Raw genomic sequence first — 17686 nt, 5'->3', positions numbered from 1 at the left:
GGATATGTTGCTGGATGCGTAAATGGATACAGTCTGCAAACCCCGCTTCGGCGGGGTTTTTTTATGCACGATTATTTTATCTTAATACAAGCCTGCCAAATCAAATACTTTTTAATCAAATCAGCTATACTTAAAAGTCATAACTACCTGCCTAGTATCGCAATTTCAGCGAAATGGCTTCTTACTCGTTAATTGGACGTTAATATGACTGCTCTGAAAAATGATCGTTTTCTCCGTGCACTGCTTAAGCAGCCTGTAGATGTAACCCCAGTTTGGATGATGCGCCAGGCAGGGCGTTATTTGCCTGAATACCGTGCAAGTCGCGCCAAAGCAGGTGATTTTATGGGTTTATGCATGAACCCAGAAATGGCCTGTGAAGTTACACTGCAACCACTTGAACGATACCCTTTAGACGCAGCTATTTTATTCTCCGACATCCTGACTATTCCAGATGCGATGGGCTTAGGGTTGTATTTTGAAACGGGTGAAGGTCCACGCTTTAAGAAAATAGTCGACACCCCAGAAGCCATTGACGCACTACCTATTCCAGATCCCGAGCAAGACCTTGGTTATGTTATGGATGCCGTACGTACCATTCGCCGCGAACTCAATGGCCGTGTACCCTTGATTGGCTTTGCTGGCAGCCCCTGGACGCTCGCCACCTATATGGTTGAAGGCGGCTCATCCAAGGATTTCCGCAAGAGCAAAGCTTTCATGTATGACAATCCAGCAGCGATGCACAGACTACTAGATAAGCTGGCTCAATCAGTCACTAGCTACCTGAATGCGCAGATTTTAGCAGGTGCACAGGCGGTACAGATTTTTGATAGCTGGGGCGGTAGCTTGTCTTCAGCGGCTTACCAAGAGTTTTCTTTAGCCTATATGAAGAAAATTGTGGATGGCTTAATTCGTGAAAACGACGGTCGCCGCGTGCCGGTCATTCTATTCACCAAGGGCGGCGGTCTGTGGCTTGAGTCCATGGCTGACACCGGTGTAGAAGCTTTAGGACTCGACTGGACCTGTGACATGGGTGTTGCCCGTCAGCGTGTCGGCGACAAGGTTGCCTTGCAAGGCAACATGGACCCTTCGGCGCTCTATGCCAGCCCCGCAGGTATTCGCAAAGAAGTTGAGCGTATTTTGGCCAGCTATGGCCACGGCGAAGGTCACGTGTTCAACCTAGGCCACGGCATCACCCCAGAAGTAAAACCAGAAAACGCCGGCGCCTTTATTGAAGCGGTACATGAGTTATCAGCTAAGTACCATCAATAAGTACAGCATCCTAGACACGCTCTAAAACTTTAAAAGCCTCTTTTTAAAGAGGCTTTTTTTATTTTTTTGTAAAATGAGACACCGCTTTACTTCTACTATTGTTCGTTCACACTCTGCTACAAAAAACACATACAATTGCCAATCCAATTTCATTTTAACCGAGGATATCTAGATGAAGACACTTTTAGTCAGGGCAGTAACACTTGCGTTATTTTTTGTTGCAGCCACAGCACAGGCTGTGAGTAGCGTAGGGCAGCACTATATCGAGCGAATTAGCCAAGGTGGCCCTGGCACAGTCAGAGATGTGGCAAAAAGTATCCAACAGACAGGTATGGATGAAGTAGAAGTACTGGATGCACTGGCTGAGCGCCTGTGGATGGATTATCAAAAACCCGGCGGCAATCAAATTGATGCAACCTCTTGGGCTATCGTCGCGCTAGGTAGCTCAGGTAACTCGCGTTACCAATCCGTGATAAAAAATATCCACACGAACACCTCTTTTAAAAAAGTTAAGAAACATGCACAAAAAGCGTTAAAAAACCTTAAAGATGGTTCGGTAACACAGTTTCAGCCCGGCTCAGTCAACTTAACCAAAACCGACACTGCTGCAAAACCAGCGGCTAAAACTCAACCTGCAGCCAAATCTAAATCCAGCGATAAAGTTTCTTTAGCCGAGATCAAAGTGGGCATGAGCATGCAGGAAGTAGACGTCCTAGCGGGCTCTCCTACATCAACAAACAGCCATATTACTGGCAAGGCATTTATTCCCTTTAATTTTTCAGGAAAGGACGCCCATCGCACGATTTATTACTACAAGGGTCAAGGCCGTGTAGTGTTTTCTAATCAATCTGCTTATTCCGGTACCTATCGCGTCTCTGATGTGATTCTAAATTCACAAGAACCTGGTTATCCGTAAACTATAAACACCGTCAATTCAATGATGCACAAAAAAACCTTGCTCTGGGCAAGGTTTTTTTGTTGTTTAAGCTAAAAAGTGCGAAATAACGATTAACGCGTCTTCGCCAAATCACCTTTGAGCGCTACACCAGCCAATATACCGCCTGCATGACATTCATAATTATCGCGGCTCTTATACACATTATGCTTATAGTTACTCACCAAGTTCACCACCGCATTAGCGCCTGCATTCTTGGCCGCTGTTTCGAACTGTATGAGTGCAGACTGCAACGCCCAACTGCACGCCGCCTGGTCTGATTTATTAAAGGCGTTGGTTTTCTTACTGGTAGTCAAACCCTTACGAATAACCTTTGCGCCACTGGGTTGGCTATCTAAGTAAAACTTTACACTGCCATCCAACCGTCCTGCGGCTAAAGCTTCTTGAAGCACCTCGTTAAAGTTTAAAAAATGAGTCGTATCGCGTGCTTGCGACACAATCGGCAAGCACAGTGCGGTTAAAAATACCGCCAAAATTGTTTTTAATTTCATAAATCACCTCGCTTTGATTTAACCACATTACTTCCGCATAATAACGTAGCTCGCCCTGCCTGATTAAGGCATGAAACTTAATTTGGTATTTATATCCATTTCTAAGTTTTTAATCCAGCGATTAAAATTTCTATGGATACTGTTGCGCTTCACGTTATAGTCCAAACCTTGGCTAGACACGTGCTTAATAGAGTACCTATAAGCACTGTAATCAATCTGTATGACCGCTAGATGGCGATCATGTTTGTTATAACGCGCAATTATTTTCTGACCATCGTCTGACTGTAACTGCCAGCCACGTCCTTGTAGTGCCTCATAAATTGCGCTCTGCGTACGCATCGAGTCACCGGCTTGCTGAGTAGCAACCGTCTGGCTGATACTCATAACGGGTGCAGAAGTACCGCAACCAATCAGCAAAAAAGTACAAAGACTAAGCGCAATCCCTGTTTTTTTCATTGTTAACTCCAGCGTTTAAAAACCAAAGACGTATTAATGCCGCCAAAAGCAAAGTTATTATTCATCACGTACTCATTCTGCATCTGGCGTGGTGCCGTTAAATAATCTAACGCTCCGCAGCGACTATCCACGTTGTTTAGATTGAGTGTATGGATATAGGTGTCAGAGTTCATCATCTGAATACTAAACCAAGACTCTAGCGCGCCACAGGCGCCTAGCGTATGGCCTAAAAAGCTTTTTTGTGAGCTGATAGGCATCTGTTCGCCAAACAGCTCACTGGTGGCCTGGGTTTCAGCTATGTCACCTGAATCAGTCGCCGTGCCGTGACCGTTTACATAACCGATGGCACTTGCTGGCAACTGTGCATCCTGCAAAGCCAGCTCCATAGCAATACGCATGGTGTTTTTTTCTGGCTTGGTAATGTGTGAGCCATCAGCATTGCTGCCAAACCCTACAATTTCTGCATAAATGTGCGCACCACGTGCCAAGGCATGCTCTAACTCTTCCAGTACAAAAATACCTGCACCCTCACCGATAACTAAACCATCTCGGTCAACATCATAGGGCTGTGGCGTCTTGGTGGGCGTATCATTTTTTAAACTGGTGGCATACAGCGCATCAAATACCATGGCTTCAGTAGCACATAACTCTTCCCCACCACCGGCCAACATCATCGGAATACAGCCGAACTTAATCGCTTCATAGGCATAACCAATGCCTTGACTACCGCTGGTACAGGCGCTTGAGGTAGGAATAACACGCCCCTTTAGACCAAAGAAAATACTGATATTGGCGGCTGTAGTATGCGGCATCATTCGCACATAGGTGTTGGCATTTAGACCATGTGATACTGAGTTCAAGAGCATATTGGCAAAGTTTTTTGCTTCTTGCGGACTGCCCGTTGATGAGCCACAGGCCACACCCATACGACCATCTTGAATACTGGGCTCACCTAACAATCCAGCGTCATCTAAAGCACGTTCAGCCGCATACACTACATATTGCGATACAGGACCCATGCTGCGTAATTGTTTGCGTGTCCAGTGCGCCGGTACAGTGAAATCATTAAGCGGACCACCCAAGCGCGTATTTAAATCGGTAAAACGATCCCACTCGTGCATGTAGCGAATGCCGCTGCGATTATTCAGAAAATTATCGCTGATGGTTGCCCAATCATCGCCTAGTGCGGAAACACCACCTATTCCCGTAATAACTACACGCTTTAATCCAACCATTAACATAGTCCGCCATTCACTGCGATTACCTGACGCGTAATATAAGACGCTTCATCAGACATCAAAAAATTAACCACTCCAGCCACTTCCTCTGCTGTACCCATGCGCTGCGCTGGAATCATTTTCAGCATTTCAGCTACTGGCACGTGTTCGTCCAGCATCGCAGTATCGATTAAACCAGGTGCAACGCAATTTACCGTAATTTTGCGCTTAGCCAGCTCAATAGCCAGCGACTTTGCGGCACCAATTATGCCTGCTTTTGAAGCACTGTAATTCACCTGACCGCGGTTACCAATAAGACCAGAAACAGAAGTCATACATACGATACGTCCTGCTTTACGGCGGCGAATCATGGGCATCATTAGCGGATGCAATACGTTGTAAAAGCCGTCTAAATTGGTTCTGAGCACAGTGTCCCAATCATCTTCAGTTAACGCCGGGAAAGCACCGTCGCGCGTTAAACCGGCATTGCACACTACGCCGTACCAAGCACCATTGCGCTCAATCGCCTGCTCAAGCTGCTCGCGTACTGCTTGTCGATCAGCTACATCAAACTGCAAAATATCGACTTGCCGTCCCAACGCTTTAACTTGCTCGGCGACTTGTTCTGCTTCGGCCAAACCGCTACGACAATGCAGGCTAATATCAAAACCTGCTTGCGCTAAACGTAATGCGATTGCACGACCAATACCACGGCTAGAACCCGTTACTAAAATACGTTCGCTCAAGGGGGAGTCTCCTGAATATAACTTGTCACATTGTTGGGGCGATAAACGTTTAATCTAGCACAAACCTGAATATCATCAGAGGTAAGCTCGCATTCAAACACGCCCATCCCGCTATCATCTTCCAGTGAGCGTTTAGCACTAACCCGTAACTCACTGCCTAAAGGAAAACGGCTGACATTAGACTCATACTTGCGGGTACCTAACAAAAACCCAAGCCGAACAGGCTCACCTGCATGTCTAGCCTTCAATCCCGCATAAGCAGCGATTGCTTGCGCCATCAATTCCACCCCTAAATAAGCCGGATAACTGCCATCTGCTTGGCTAAATAAACAGCCGTCACGCACTGTTAAATAAGCAACGATAGTCTCATCATCGTAATGCTCAATTCGCTCCAATAAAATCATATTACCCGCATGGGGTAATAACTCAGCAAGAGGCCACATCCACTTAAAACCCTAAAATCAAACTTGTATTGTTACCACCAAAGGCAAAAGAGTTACTCATTAACCAAGGCTCAACACCTTGCGCAAACCTATGTCCAGCCTTACATAAATTAAGCTGCGCTAACTCTGCATCTGCAGCGCCATCCCACACATGCGGTATATGCAGCTTGCTTGGGTTATAGCTACCTTGCATAGCCAGCCAACAAAAGGCGGCTTCCAAAGCTCCAGCAGCCCCAAGCGTGTGACCAGTTAACGGCTTGGTTGATGAGCAAGGCTTGCCAGCACCAAACAACTGATTCACCGCTGCAGACTCCATCGAGTCGTTATGCTGGGTCGCGGTACCGTGCAAATTAATATAACTAATTTGCTCAGGCACAAGCTGTGCATCGGCCAAAGCTAATTGCATGGCCTTAACAGCACCCTCACCCTCAGGCTGAGGTGCTGAAATATGGTACGCATCAGAGCTTGCCCCAACCCCTGCAAGCACAGGCGTGGGCTGGTCATCATGCAGCAGTTCGCGGGTTAACAAAAACACCACCGCCGCTTCGCCAATATTAATGCCTTGACGATTTTTGGAAAACGGATTGCAATGCGCCGTACTAACCGCCTCTAAACTCGAAAATCCATTCAGTGTTAAATGGCATAGGCTATCAGAGCCACCACAAATAACCGCATCACACAAACCCGCCTGCAACATGCGCTTAGCGCTGATTAGCGCGCGCGCACTTGAGGTACAAGCCGTTGAAATACTGTAGCTGGGGCCTGACAAATCCAGCCAATGACTTAAAAATAACGCCGGATCACCCAGCTCTTGCCGGCGATAATCAAACGCCTGCGGTAAAACACCCTCACAGTGCAATTCAGTAATATGCAAACCTGCTTCATAGATGCCGCTGGTACTGGTGCCAATAATCACCGCTATACGCGCCTTGCCATAGCGTACAATCGCCACGTCTAGCTCAGGCATTATTTGCTCGGTCGCGGCCAGCAATAATTGATTGTTCCTAGAGTTTTGCCATGGGTACTTGGAGTTTACTGGCGGCAATGGCGCATTTACTACACCGCATATCGCGGTGGTTTCAGGAATCCAGCCCGTCACCGGTTGCATACCCGAACTGTCGCCGGCTAACAAATTTTTTGCCACCTGCTGTTTGCTGCTCCCCAGCGGACACACCAAGCCTAACGCGGATAAGTAACTCTTAGTTTTTATCATTGTAGATGCTGTACTGTTATTTTTTGTTGGTTGTCGAGATACAGAATAAACTGCTCTGCAGAGACGTATTCAACCCGCCATTGGGCCTTTAATGCGCGTGCCTGTTCGCTTATTTGTGCCTCAGGATACAAACGCGCGGCCTGTTCAGGCACCATAAGGGCAAACAACACCGCTGCAAACCACTGTTTAGCCTGCTGATTCGGCGGTAAAAGCCCTTCCGCTAGCCAACGCCCACGCTGTAATACTTGTCGCGCCACCGGCATTCCCATTGGGTTAAACAACGAAAAACGCACGCCGTCATGCTGTTCTTGGATAACCAGCAAATAATCTTCTACTTGCTGCTGTTCAACCTGCACTAGCAGTTGTACAGGTAACGGCCAAATAGACTCTACTTGAGGAAAGTCAGGTACCGTCCGTTGCCCCGCACAACCGGCAAGCAACAACACCGCTAAAAACGCTAACCAACGCTTGAGCATTATTGCGACTGCATACGACACAATTCTGCTAACACCGCTAAGCGACGGCGAGAATCGGCCACATAAGGGTTGGTTTCATCCCAAGCATAGCCGGCCAAAATCGAGCACAGCATGCGCTTTACTTCCGGCTGTGGGTTTTCATAATAAATCACATCCTGAAACGAGGTGTCATACCAGCCTTCGACATAGGTGCGGAAGGTTTCCACGCCCACTTTTAACGGCTTAGCAAACTCAGTTTCCCAGTCCACCGTCTCACCGCGTAACTGACGGTCGAGCAAATTAGCCGCCATGCTTGAAGAGCGCATGGCAATGGTTACCCCAGAGGAAAACACTGGATCTAAAAACTCAGCCGCATTACCTAGCAAAGCAAAACCTGAACCGTGTAACGTTTTTACGTTGGCCGAATAACCACCCAGCGTGCGCATCGGTTGATCCCAAATCGCATGTTTAAAAATACGCTTCAAGTTCGGTGCTTCGCTAACAAACTCTCGCAGACAGGTCTCTAAATCTTCCGGACGATCGTCGAAACGTTCCTCCAACGCCACTACTCCTAGTGAGCAATAGCCGTCACTAAAAGGAATACTCCAGTACCATACATCACGCATTTCAGGGTGGGTGGTAATCAGAATTTTTTCACGGTTAAACTGCGGGTCATCAATACAATCACGCACATGGGTAAACACCGCTTTACGTACTGGCAGGGCAGAGGGCAGCTCTAAGTCCAGCAAGCGTGGCAACACCCGCCCATAACCGCTGGCATCCAGCATAAACTCGGCCTGTATTTGATACTGGCTGTCATCTGCTATGCGGCGCACTGTTAACAGCGGTTTACCTGAAGAGTTATCCACCGCCACAATTTCTTCTTGGTAACGAATTTCAACTCCCTGAGCTTGGGCTTGGTCCGCCAACAACTTATCAAAACCTGCACGTCTCACCTGATAGGTGCTGCCCATACCGGGGGTGTAGGTCTCGCGGAAATCAAATTCGGTATAGCGCTCGCCCCAACCAAAGGCCGCGCCATGCTTAATTTGCAAACCGGCATTGCGTACAGCCTCTAACATGCCGGCTTCTTCAATAAAGTCTAAGCAATGCGACAACAGACTTTCACCAATCACAAAGCGTGGAAATTCCTGCCGCTCAATCACCAAAACCTGATGGCCTTTGCGCTGCAAAATAGCAGAAGCAATAGAACCAGAAGGACCTGCACCTATGACTACAACTGGGTGTTGCTCAACTGCTAAATTATCTTGCACCATACTCACAATACCTTTGCCAGTAAATCCCTAAACAAAACGCTATATGTTACGCACAATATAGGTCAACCAGTACAGAACCTTCTGCCTATAGAACAATCATGCAGACGGATTGCCTTTAGACGCCCAAGGCGCTAATAAAAAACTAAACACCAAACCCAAACTCACTGCTATGCCAAAACTACTGACCGCTGGTGTGCTAGACAGCGCCAGCAAACCAAAGGACAGCCAGGTCGTAATAGCAGCCAAAAACGCACCTAGCAAACTAGCAGCCTGACCGCCGACGCCCTCGTACATGATGATGGCATAGTCCACACCAATGGCCGTGACGAGCAGCAAGCCAAACACACTAAATAATGTTACCGGTAAACCCAGCCAGCCTAGGCTTGCAGCAGCTAATAACGCCGCAAAAAGCGATACGCTCAGCGTACGTAACGCACCGCGCCAACCAAGAAATACCATTAACACAATAAAGATCGCCACGCTTGCTAGAACTTTCGACCACAGCGCATAGCTTTGCGTGTGCTGAAACAGCTGATTTAACTGAGCGGGACGATCCACCCAAATCACACCCTCTTGTTGCTGGGCAAGCTCGGCTAGTGCTTGACTATTACGCAATCCTTGTAAACGCACCATCGCCACATACTGATTATCCTGTTTACCGAGCCACAGCATGCGCCAAGGTTCACCCAGGTCAGACGCCAGCGCCTGCTCAATCGAAAGCGGCTGTTGCGCCTGTAGCTGTTGAATCTCTTGCTCGATTAACCCTGTAGCAATCCCCGCATCAGCAAAGGGCTGTAGATCCTGCTCATTAATGACGGCCAAGGCATGCGCTAAGGATGGCTGGCCGAGCAAGCCCGCTAACAGGTCAGTAATGGATTGATAACCGGACAAATCACCCTGCGCCACATGCTGATCCAACTGCTGCTGCAAACTTGATAAGCGTTCAATAAGCTGTGGCTCATCTGCACCCTGTAGCAAAAAAAACTGGCTGGTTGGTTGCTGTCCGGTTAATTGACCAATGCGCTGTGCCTGCTCCAATAACTCAGGCGCTGGCACGACCCACTGGCGCAAATCATTATGCAGCTGCAACTGGGCAAAGCCGACCACAACAAAAATCAATAAAACAAAAGCTAGGGCATACCCATTAAGCCGCGTAAAAATAGCTTTATGCCAGGTTAATAACCGCTGCATCCAAGCTAAAGGTAATCGCCAAGGCTGCACCGCATCGGGTTTGGCCAGCAGCCATGGCAAACAGCAAATAGTACACACATAGGCGGCCAGTAGCCCCGCAACCGAAAATACCGCCACCTGCGATAAAGCCGGAAACGGCGTAAACGCCAAAGCCACATAGCCTATGGCATTACTGAGCACACCCAGTGTTAGGCCCGGCAAAGTAGCACGCAATACCTTAGCGCTATGCCAAGGCTGCATCACCCAACCTTTAGACAAATAATGCATCGGAAAATCGATGGTGACACCAATCAGGCTAATGCCTAACACCAGCGTCAGCGCATGAATATAGCCAAACACGGCAATGCAAGCGGTCACCCCAACCCACAGACCAAACAGGGCAGGCAGCAACGCAACGAGGCTATTAAAACGGCGAAACAACCACACAATTAACAACAACGAGCCTAGCAGCGAAATACCGCCCAGCCACTGAATCTCAAAACCTGCTTGCTGCTGCGCCTGGGCGCTAAATAACAAGCCGCCACTGGCTAAAACTTGACCTCCTTGCTGTTTGATTTGCTGCGCCAGCTGTTGAATTTGCTCCGCAACCTTTAACACACTGGCATCGGCAAAGCCGCTTTGTTGGCTGCGTAAGCGCAGTAAATACCAATCACCGGTTGGGCTATCGACAAACAAAAACCCTTGTGCATCGCTCTGAACTCGACTGACGCTTTGTAAGCTGTGCTGTATTTTACCCGTCAGACCCAGCCAATCCTGCTGCACGCTGACTAAGGAAAACCCACCCAACGGGTCAAAGATTTCATTTATTCGCTCGCTAAAAAACTGCTGCGGCTGTTGTGCTAATTGTTCACGCACTGCCAAAGGCACAAAACTGGCACGACCCGCTAACAGCTGCTGACTTAGCTGTTTAAGGTTAGTGCTGAGTTGATATTCGACATGAGAAAACTGGCCGCTGTCCTGCAATTGCTTAGCCCAGCCGCTGAGCCGTTGACTGGCTTGAGGGTGTTGAATTAACACAATCAACTCTTGATCAAGCACCGCTTGGGTACGCTGCTGCGCATATTCAATTAGCTGATTGTTGTCTGCATGAGGAAGGATTTGTAAGAGGTTGGCGCTAACCGGCGACTCGGCACGCCATTGCCACAGGCTCAGCCCCGCTAAAATAACGAGCAGCGCAATAAAAGCTGCAAATAAACGCTGCTCAAGAGCTAAAGGCTTGCTTCTCATCGGCCTTCAGCATCCTGTATTGCTCAACGTTTTCCATACGCATTAGCGTACGATCACCCTGTGTTTCATGCAGCTCGATACTGTGCACATAATCAGCGCCTTTGATTACGATTTGCGTAAAAATCTGCTGCAGCAAGAGCGCTTTAGGGCTTAGCACCAACTGCCAGTCATGCATATCACCAGAAAGCGCAAAACTAAAATCTTCCTTTAAGCCTTGTTGATCACCGGCCAACACCGCTAAAAACAAACGACTTTGCCGATTGGCGGCATCCTGCTTGGTTTGTAACTGCCATTGGTCAGCAACCCGCAAAGCAATGCCCGTGGCTGTAATACGGTAACTACGCACCAGCGGAGCCTGTAAATTCCACAGCAAACCCTGTTGTTTCGCCAAAACAAAGTTGCCCTTGCTGGTCAAGGGTGCATCAAGCCCGCGCAAAAATTTTTCTTGCACAAACTCACCACGCAATACCTCAATTTTCGCCAGCTGCTGAGCTAAATCCTGTTCATCAAAAGCCCAAAGGCTTTGGTTTAGCAAGAAAGCACATACAAACACAAACAGCCTATTCATTGGCTATTGCCTCAGCCACGGCTGTATGGAGCACCGCTGGGGTAACAAATTGCATTTCACCACTGGCTAACTCAATAGCCACTTGGATGCTACTGCCACGGGTTAAACGCTCGCCTGTTTGTGTATCACAAATCAAATAGTTTATTTTTAAACGCTCTTGCCACTCAATCAGGTCAGCGGTTACCGTGATTTTTTGCCCAAAAACCGCCGCTTTAATATAACGCAGCTGCATATCTATCACGGGCCAGCCATAACCACTGTCACGCATTTGTGTGTAATTGTGGTTAATTTTATCCAGCAATGCACAGCGGGCGACTTCAAAATATTTCACATAGTGGCCGTGCCAGACAATGTCCATCATATCCACATCAAAAAAAGGAACTTCGAGCGTAACATTTGCCTGAATAACGCCTTTTTTACGCATATAGACTCCAATGTTGCTGTTTGATTTGCTCCACACAATGCCGCAGCTCATACTCTAAGGCACGATCTTCAAGCAAGGGCTGATAGGTTTCTGACATCTCATCAAGCATCTGGACCAAGCGTGCATTGATTGACAGCGAACCTTGTTGCTGACGCAGCCAAACTCCCTGCTTAGCAGCCAACAATGTAGCAGCGGCCACCTGCTCGGTTAACTCAAGACTGCGCCGCGCATCACGCGCAGCAATAGTACCCATGCTTACTTTGTCTTGGTTATGACATTCAGTTGAGCGAGAAAACACGCTGGCCGGCATGGTGTTTTTTAAGGCTTCAGCCGTCCATGCACTCGCGGCAATCTGTACCGCCTTAAAGCCATGGTTAATCATGGCAACCTCTTTGGATGCGCCTGATAAATTACTCGGCAAGCCGTGGTTATACCGGGTATCCACTAATAAAGCCAATTGACGGTCCAGTAGATCAGCCACGTTAGCTACCAGGTTTTTCAAGCTGTCCATAGCAAAAGCTATATGCCCGCCATAAAAGTGGCCGCCGTGTAATACACGTTCCTGCTCAGCATCAATAATGGGGTTATCGTTGGCACTGTTTAACTCTGTTTCAATAAAGGTACGTAACCATCCTAGGCTATCAGCCAACACACCCAGCACGTGCGGTGCACAGCGTAGCGAGTAGCGATCTTGCAAACGGTGCAAGCCATTTAAACAAAACAGCTCCTGATCCGCTGAAGTCTCAGTGACATCGAGATCATCACGCAACCAAGCCGCAACCTGCATCTGCCCCAAATGCGGCTTAGCTAAAAACAAACGTTCATCAAAATGCTGTACATTGCCTTCTAGTGCCACCATGTTCAGCGCGGTAATACGTGTCGCTAACTTAAGCATGTACTCAGCACGGGAATACACCTCGCACGCCACACCGGTCATTGCTGCAGTGCCATTCATCAAGGCCAAAGCTTCTTTTGGACGCAGTACCAACGGCTGCCAGCCCAATTGCTGATGCACCTGCGCCGACTCACACACCTCACCCTGATATAACACCTGACGCTTGCCCGACAAGGTTGCCGCCACATAGGACAGTGGAGTTAAATCACCACTAGCGCCCACCGAACCTTCTTCAGGAATTAAAGGTAAAATATCGTGCTGTAAAAATGCACACAGGCGCTCTAATAACTCAAAGCGTACACCTGACATGCCAAAACATAGTGACTGCAAACGCGCAGCTAAAATCATCCGCGTTTCAGCAGCATCAAAGTGTTTACCCATTCCACAACCGTGGAAAGTGAACAGCCCTTTAGGTAAAGCCTCAACCTGATGCAATGGTACAGGCACCACACAGGAGTCACCGTAGCCGGTGGTAACCCCATAAATAACACCTTCACGATCCAGCAAAGTATCTAAGAACTGTGCACCGCGCTGAATGCGCGCGCGAAAATCTTGATCCGCTTGCAGAGCAACTTCTACTTCACCTTGAGCAATAGCGACAACCTGCTCGATGGTTATCGGTTGAGTACCAAAAATAACTTTTTTAAGGGATTTATTGTTCATCTGTGTTCCAAAACGGGTAAAAATTAAACCATTGATCGGGCGCTTCCAAACAACGCAAAGCCAAACGATCAGCAAACTGTTGCGCGCAATCATCTAGTATTTTTTGACGACTGTGACGCTGCCATTCAATACGTTGAGCAAAAGGCTCCAGACATATACGGTAACGACCCTTTGTTTTTAAACAAAAAAACAAATTGACCCGGCATTGTAACAAGCCAGCTAACAACCAAGGGCCTTGCGGCAAATAGGCAGGCTGACCTAAAAACTGCACCAAACTTAAACGCTTATCCTGCAAGGGGACCCGGTCTCCAGCAATGGCTAACCATTCGCCTTCATCAATACGCTGATTCAATTGCAACATGGTTGCCGCATCAAGCTCGGAGACTTGAATTAAACGCAAATTACTCGCACCGCTTTCATTTAATAGCCGATTGATCTGTTGCGCATGGGTTGTATGCACCAACACATTCATGCGTACTTTCTTACCGACTTCCGCCAACGCACGACATACTTCAAGATTGCCCAGGTGCGCACCCACCAAAATTTGCCCACGTCCTTGTTGCATATGTGTTTGCTGGCGTACGGCATGTGGATCATCCACATCTAAATGCTGCAAACCTAAGCGCCCATGCCACACATCAAATTTGTCCAATATGCTTTGCGCAAATGACATAAATTGGCGGAAGGTTTTTAAAAGAGTGGGCTTTAACGCGTCTCGACCACTCCACTGGGCAAGATTTGCGTAGTAGGTATTAATACTTTTGCGTGCGACTCGTCCCGTGACAAAAAAATAAAACACTATCATATACAACAGCGGCGCAACCAGTCTGCGGCCAAAAATCCTTGTGAGTAGTAAGGTAAGCTTCATCAACCAAAAACTGCCACGTTCGCTCTGACTCGCCCAATGTGTATTTGTTTTTGCGTTCATTGCGCTAACCTGCGCCACAGTGTACGCGGAGCACGCCAAAGCATGCCAAAAATAAGCTTTGTATGCATTTTGCTAATCAGCCAATTATCTTGCCAAGGACGGAAATTAGATAATCCATCTTCCGGATAAATAACCTTTACTGGATACCACTGCATACCCACATCACGCCAAAATAAACGCACTAGAATTTCAATATCAAAATCCATGCGTTGACCAAGCTTAACTTCGTTAATCAGCTTTACTGCAGAGTCCAGCGGATACACTCGAAAACCACACATGGAGTCACGGATCGACAAGGATAGAGTTTCCAGCCACACCAACACATGCGTTAGATAGCGCGCATAGTAACGCCCCTTGGGGACAGAGGCGTCGTATTGTGGATAACTACAAACCATCATCTGTGGCTGCTCGCTGGCAGCACGAATAAAGAACTCTACTTGCTGTAAGTCATGCTGCCCATCCGCATCCACTTGCAAGGCATGAGTAAAGCCCAGTGATTGCGCATAACGCAAACCACTCATTACCGCACCACCTTTGCCTTTATTCACACTGTGGCGCACTAAAAATATCTGCTCTTGTTGCGCTAATTCATCCATGATTTCAACTGTTTGCGCATTCGAGGCATCATCCACTAACACACAAGACAAACCGCGCTGCCGTAGCTGGTCTACTACCTTAATCAGCGGTTGACCGTGGTTACACACAGGAATAACCACGCATACTTTAAACGTCTGCACAGCATCCGCACCGGATTGTTCTGTGTTGCTGTGCTGCTGGATTGTTTTTTCAGGGTGAGCGTTAGCCATGCTGATCAGCCAAAAGTATGCGCCCAGACGAGCAGGGCGTATCCGCCATAGTAAAAGCAAAATAGAGTTTATTTTTCTCAGGCTCAAAACGCAGACTTAACGACACCTCATCAGCAGGACGAACGAGCTGCTGAAACTTAAGTACTTCCATGCCTGCAAAATCACTAGGCAAAGACATATGCTGCTGTGCTAAGTGCAGCGCCCAGTCCACCTGTACCACGCCCGGTAACACCGGGGCGCTTGGAAAATGACCAGAAAAATAAGCCAAATCATGGGGGATTTTTAATTCAAGCTGCCAGTTAAAATCCGCACCTGTAACCTGTTTAACAATGGGTAATTTAGGTCGTTCCTGCTGCAAACTATCCATCACTTGGCTATGTATTATCTTGCCTTGCGCATTGAGCGGCAGCTGCTCAATAAACCGCCAGCGCCTGGGCAGTGCCATCGCTTCGCAGTAACCTGATAAGTGCTGCCTGAGTTGCTCGGTTAACTGCCGACGACCACTGTTGCGCAGATGGTGTAATCCTTGCTCATTAAGCACAATCAAAGCTGAAATACTGGCACGACCGCTTTGTGTAACGGCTAAACACGCCTCTGCCACCCAAGGATGCTGCTGCAGACTGTCTTCTAAGAAAGGTAGAGAAATACGTTTTTCTTCCAACTTAACCACACGATCCAACCGACCTTTTAAAATAAAACTCTGCGGGGACAGTAACTCTACGGCATCGCTGGTGTATTCAGTCTCTACGGCAAGCCAAGGCGAACGGACCGCCAACGCGCCATTTTCTTGCTGGCTAATACACACCTGAGGAAAAGTGTGCCACTGTTGGCCACCTTGTCGCCAAGCAATACCACCCGTCTCTGAGCTGCCATACACCTCGGTAACGGATTGTTTGAGCTTTTCGGCCAAATCCAAGCCTGATTTTTCAGGTAATGCACCACCAGAGGAAAACACCTGTGCCACCTTGGCAAGCTGTGGCCAGTCTAAATTACTGCCCATGCGCTTAAGCAAAGCCGGACTACACACCCAAACAAAAGGGCGTTGCTGGGCGATACAGGCCATGCTGTGTTGTTGCAATTCTTCGGCAAAAGGCAGGTGTTGACGGATAAAATAACGTCCTGCACACAACGGCCAGAGCAAACGAAATAGCAAGCCGTAAATATGCTGAGTAATAACACTACCCATAAAAACCGCTTGCTGTAGCGACTGGCCCCATAGTTGTTCCAGTACCTGCAATTCGTTATGCAATTGACGTAGCGTTTTTGGAATCAGCTTAGGCTGCGCGGTTGAACCTGACGTGGATAATATCAACAGCGGTTCATCAAGCGCTAAAGCAGCAGCGGGCAAGGGATCGGTAAAAAAACCATGGATTTGACTGATATCAGAAATAAACACATCCACCTGAGCGCTCAAGCGTTGCTGCGTCTGCGCCTGCATATCACCAGGCAGTACAACTTGCACTCCGACACGCCAAGCACCCAGCAAAGCCACGGCTAAATCCCCAGCATCCAATAAATACAGGGCTATGCTTTTAATTTTGCGCTGTTGCAAACCAGCAGCAAAACACAGCGACTGTTCAATCAAATCCGCATGCTGAAGTTCAGGTGAACCCGCCAAAGTTTGCGGGTGTTGTTGTAACAATAGTTCTTGTAAATCAATCCAGCTCATGGTTTTTTTTTACTCGCTGACGTACCAACCACTCAATGGCAAACATCAAACCAATTAATAAATAGGCTATAAAACCGTTATACAGGAGCCACCAAGAGCGCGGGGCAGCAAGCGTTAGCAAAGCGGCAATCATAGCGTTGCAAAAGAAAAAAACGACCCAAGCTTGAGTAACTTTTCTTACATAGCTTATGGCATGCTCAGGCAGGTCGGCTTCGTGTAAGCGTGCTAATCGCTCAATGATAGGAGGACCGTGATACAGGCTAACCAAGAAAATAGCCAAAAGCATCAGATTAATTATCACTGGATACCAATGCAGCAAGACTGGATTTTTAAATATCACCAGCACAACACAAAAAATTAATACCACCGCTGTCATTAGGTGGTTTTTAACTTCTGGAGCTGCGATGGATCGTGCTAACCAAATCAGTGCCAACATTCCAGCAAAAAACTCAGCGGATAGCTGTTCAAAACCATAGTAAACAGCAAAAGGGTAAGCAATACCGCTGATGATAATTAATGCGCCAAGCAACCGTTTCATTAATCAGCTTGATTAATAACGCTAGTAATAGCCTCTACTACATCACCGACTGTGCGCACCGCTTTAAACTGCTCTGCAGCAATTTTCTTTCCGGTTAATTGCTTTAAGTGATCAATCAAATCAATAGCATCAATGCTATCAATTTCTAAATCTTCATATAAATTTGCTTCTAAAGTAACCTGCTCTGCATCAAGCTCAAACAGCTCTACTAAAGCATCACGCAGCAAAGCAAAGATGTCGTCACGTGTCTGCATG

The 17686-nt window shown here is 47.6% G+C and carries 19 protein-coding genes; 2 read left to right on the top strand and 17 right to left on the bottom strand.

The annotated features are described in order from the left end of the window. Positions 1–204: 204 nt before the first annotated feature. Both hemE and QEZ41_RS04605 read left to right on the top strand, forming a co-directional pair. Positions 205–1269, top strand: coding sequence for a uroporphyrinogen decarboxylase (hemE, locus tag QEZ41_RS04610; RefSeq protein ID WP_289410214.1), 1065 nt, complete (start codon positions 205–207; stop codon positions 1267–1269). A gap of 172 nt (positions 1270–1441) precedes the next feature. Then, positions 1442–2185, top strand: coding sequence for a hypothetical protein (locus tag QEZ41_RS04605; RefSeq protein WP_289410213.1), 744 nt, complete (start codon positions 1442–1444; stop codon positions 2183–2185). 92 nt (positions 2186–2277) lie between these two features. Here QEZ41_RS04605 and QEZ41_RS04600 read toward each other — a convergent pair whose 3' ends face one another. The 17 genes from QEZ41_RS04600 to QEZ41_RS04520 all read right to left on the bottom strand — a co-directional run bounded on the left by QEZ41_RS04600 (position 2278) and on the right by QEZ41_RS04520 (position 17685). Beyond that, positions 2278–2715 (bottom strand): excinuclease, encoded by a 438-nt coding sequence (locus QEZ41_RS04600; RefSeq protein ID WP_289410212.1) that lies wholly within the window; start codon positions 2713–2715, stop codon positions 2278–2280. Between the two features lie 63 nt (positions 2716–2778). Beyond that, positions 2779–3171 (bottom strand): hypothetical protein, encoded by a 393-nt coding sequence (locus QEZ41_RS04595; protein ID WP_289410211.1) that lies wholly within the window; start codon positions 3169–3171, stop codon positions 2779–2781. Between the two features lie 2 nt (positions 3172–3173). Beyond that, entirely contained in the window at positions 3174–4406 is a 1233-nt protein-coding gene (locus QEZ41_RS04590) for a beta-ketoacyl-ACP synthase (protein WP_434556790.1), read from the bottom strand. Continuing rightward, complete coding sequence (fabG, locus tag QEZ41_RS04585; RefSeq protein WP_289410209.1) at positions 4406–5134, bottom strand: 3-oxoacyl-ACP reductase FabG; 729 nt, start codon at positions 5132–5134, stop codon at positions 4406–4408. The genes QEZ41_RS04590 and fabG overlap by 1 nt, the downstream gene beginning before the upstream one ends. Continuing rightward, the gene (locus tag QEZ41_RS04580) at positions 5131–5577 is read right to left on the bottom strand and encodes a hotdog family protein (RefSeq protein ID WP_289410208.1); all 447 of its coding nucleotides are present in this window, start codon (positions 5575–5577) and stop codon (positions 5131–5133) included. The genes fabG and QEZ41_RS04580 overlap by 4 nt, the downstream gene beginning before the upstream one ends. A 4-nt stretch (positions 5578–5581) precedes the next feature. Next, on the bottom strand, positions 5582–6790 hold the full coding sequence (locus QEZ41_RS04575; protein WP_289410207.1) for a beta-ketoacyl-[acyl-carrier-protein] synthase family protein: 1209 nt from the start codon (positions 6788–6790) through the stop codon (positions 5582–5584). Next, the gene (locus QEZ41_RS04570; RefSeq protein WP_289410206.1) at positions 6787–7266 is read right to left on the bottom strand and encodes a hypothetical protein; all 480 of its coding nucleotides are present in this window, start codon (positions 7264–7266) and stop codon (positions 6787–6789) included. The genes QEZ41_RS04575 and QEZ41_RS04570 overlap by 4 nt, the downstream gene beginning before the upstream one ends. Next, positions 7266–8522 (bottom strand): NAD(P)/FAD-dependent oxidoreductase, encoded by a 1257-nt coding sequence (locus QEZ41_RS04565; RefSeq protein WP_289410205.1) that lies wholly within the window; start codon positions 8520–8522, stop codon positions 7266–7268. Before QEZ41_RS04565 ends, QEZ41_RS04570 begins: the two co-directional genes overlap by 1 nt. 96 nt (positions 8523–8618) lie before the next feature. Beyond that, a complete protein-coding gene (locus QEZ41_RS04560; RefSeq protein ID WP_289410204.1) occupies positions 8619–10940 on the bottom strand; it encodes an MMPL family transporter in 2322 nt (773 codons plus the stop codon). Further along, the gene (locus QEZ41_RS04555; protein ID WP_289410203.1) at positions 10915–11508 is read right to left on the bottom strand and encodes an outer membrane lipoprotein carrier protein LolA; all 594 of its coding nucleotides are present in this window, start codon (positions 11506–11508) and stop codon (positions 10915–10917) included. Before QEZ41_RS04555 ends, QEZ41_RS04560 begins: the two co-directional genes overlap by 26 nt. Next, positions 11501–11932 (bottom strand): acyl-CoA thioesterase, encoded by a 432-nt coding sequence (locus QEZ41_RS04550; RefSeq protein ID WP_289410202.1) that lies wholly within the window; start codon positions 11930–11932, stop codon positions 11501–11503. The genes QEZ41_RS04555 and QEZ41_RS04550 overlap by 8 nt, the downstream gene beginning before the upstream one ends. Then, on the bottom strand, positions 11925–13490 hold the full coding sequence (locus QEZ41_RS04545; protein ID WP_289410201.1) for an HAL/PAL/TAL family ammonia-lyase: 1566 nt from the start codon (positions 13488–13490) through the stop codon (positions 11925–11927). Before QEZ41_RS04545 ends, QEZ41_RS04550 begins: the two co-directional genes overlap by 8 nt. Next, on the bottom strand, positions 13480–14418 hold the full coding sequence (locus QEZ41_RS04540; RefSeq protein WP_289410200.1) for a lysophospholipid acyltransferase family protein: 939 nt from the start codon (positions 14416–14418) through the stop codon (positions 13480–13482). The genes QEZ41_RS04545 and QEZ41_RS04540 overlap by 11 nt, the downstream gene beginning before the upstream one ends. Continuing rightward, positions 14415–15224, bottom strand: a complete 810-nt coding sequence (locus QEZ41_RS04535) for a glycosyltransferase family 2 protein (protein WP_289410199.1) — start codon at positions 15222–15224, stop codon at positions 14415–14417. Before QEZ41_RS04535 ends, QEZ41_RS04540 begins: the two co-directional genes overlap by 4 nt. After that, the gene (locus tag QEZ41_RS04530; RefSeq protein WP_289410198.1) at positions 15217–16893 is read right to left on the bottom strand and encodes an acyl-CoA synthetase family protein; all 1677 of its coding nucleotides are present in this window, start codon (positions 16891–16893) and stop codon (positions 15217–15219) included. Before QEZ41_RS04530 ends, QEZ41_RS04535 begins: the two co-directional genes overlap by 8 nt. After that, positions 16880–17431 carry a COG4648 family protein gene (locus QEZ41_RS04525; protein WP_289410197.1) on the bottom strand — a complete coding sequence of 184 codons (552 nt, stop codon included), beginning with the start codon at positions 17429–17431 and terminating at the stop codon, positions 16880–16882. Before QEZ41_RS04525 ends, QEZ41_RS04530 begins: the two co-directional genes overlap by 14 nt. Continuing rightward, the gene (locus tag QEZ41_RS04520) at positions 17431–17685 is read right to left on the bottom strand and encodes an acyl carrier protein (RefSeq protein ID WP_289410196.1); all 255 of its coding nucleotides are present in this window, start codon (positions 17683–17685) and stop codon (positions 17431–17433) included. Before QEZ41_RS04520 ends, QEZ41_RS04525 begins: the two co-directional genes overlap by 1 nt. Position 17686 lies beyond the last annotated feature (1 nt).

Origin of the sequence: Thiopseudomonas acetoxidans (genome assembly GCF_030362935.1) — a bacterium.
Lineage (GTDB): Bacteria > Pseudomonadota > Gammaproteobacteria > Pseudomonadales > Pseudomonadaceae > Thiopseudomonas > Thiopseudomonas acetoxidans.
This window is presented reverse-complemented; position numbering and strand designations above follow the sequence as displayed.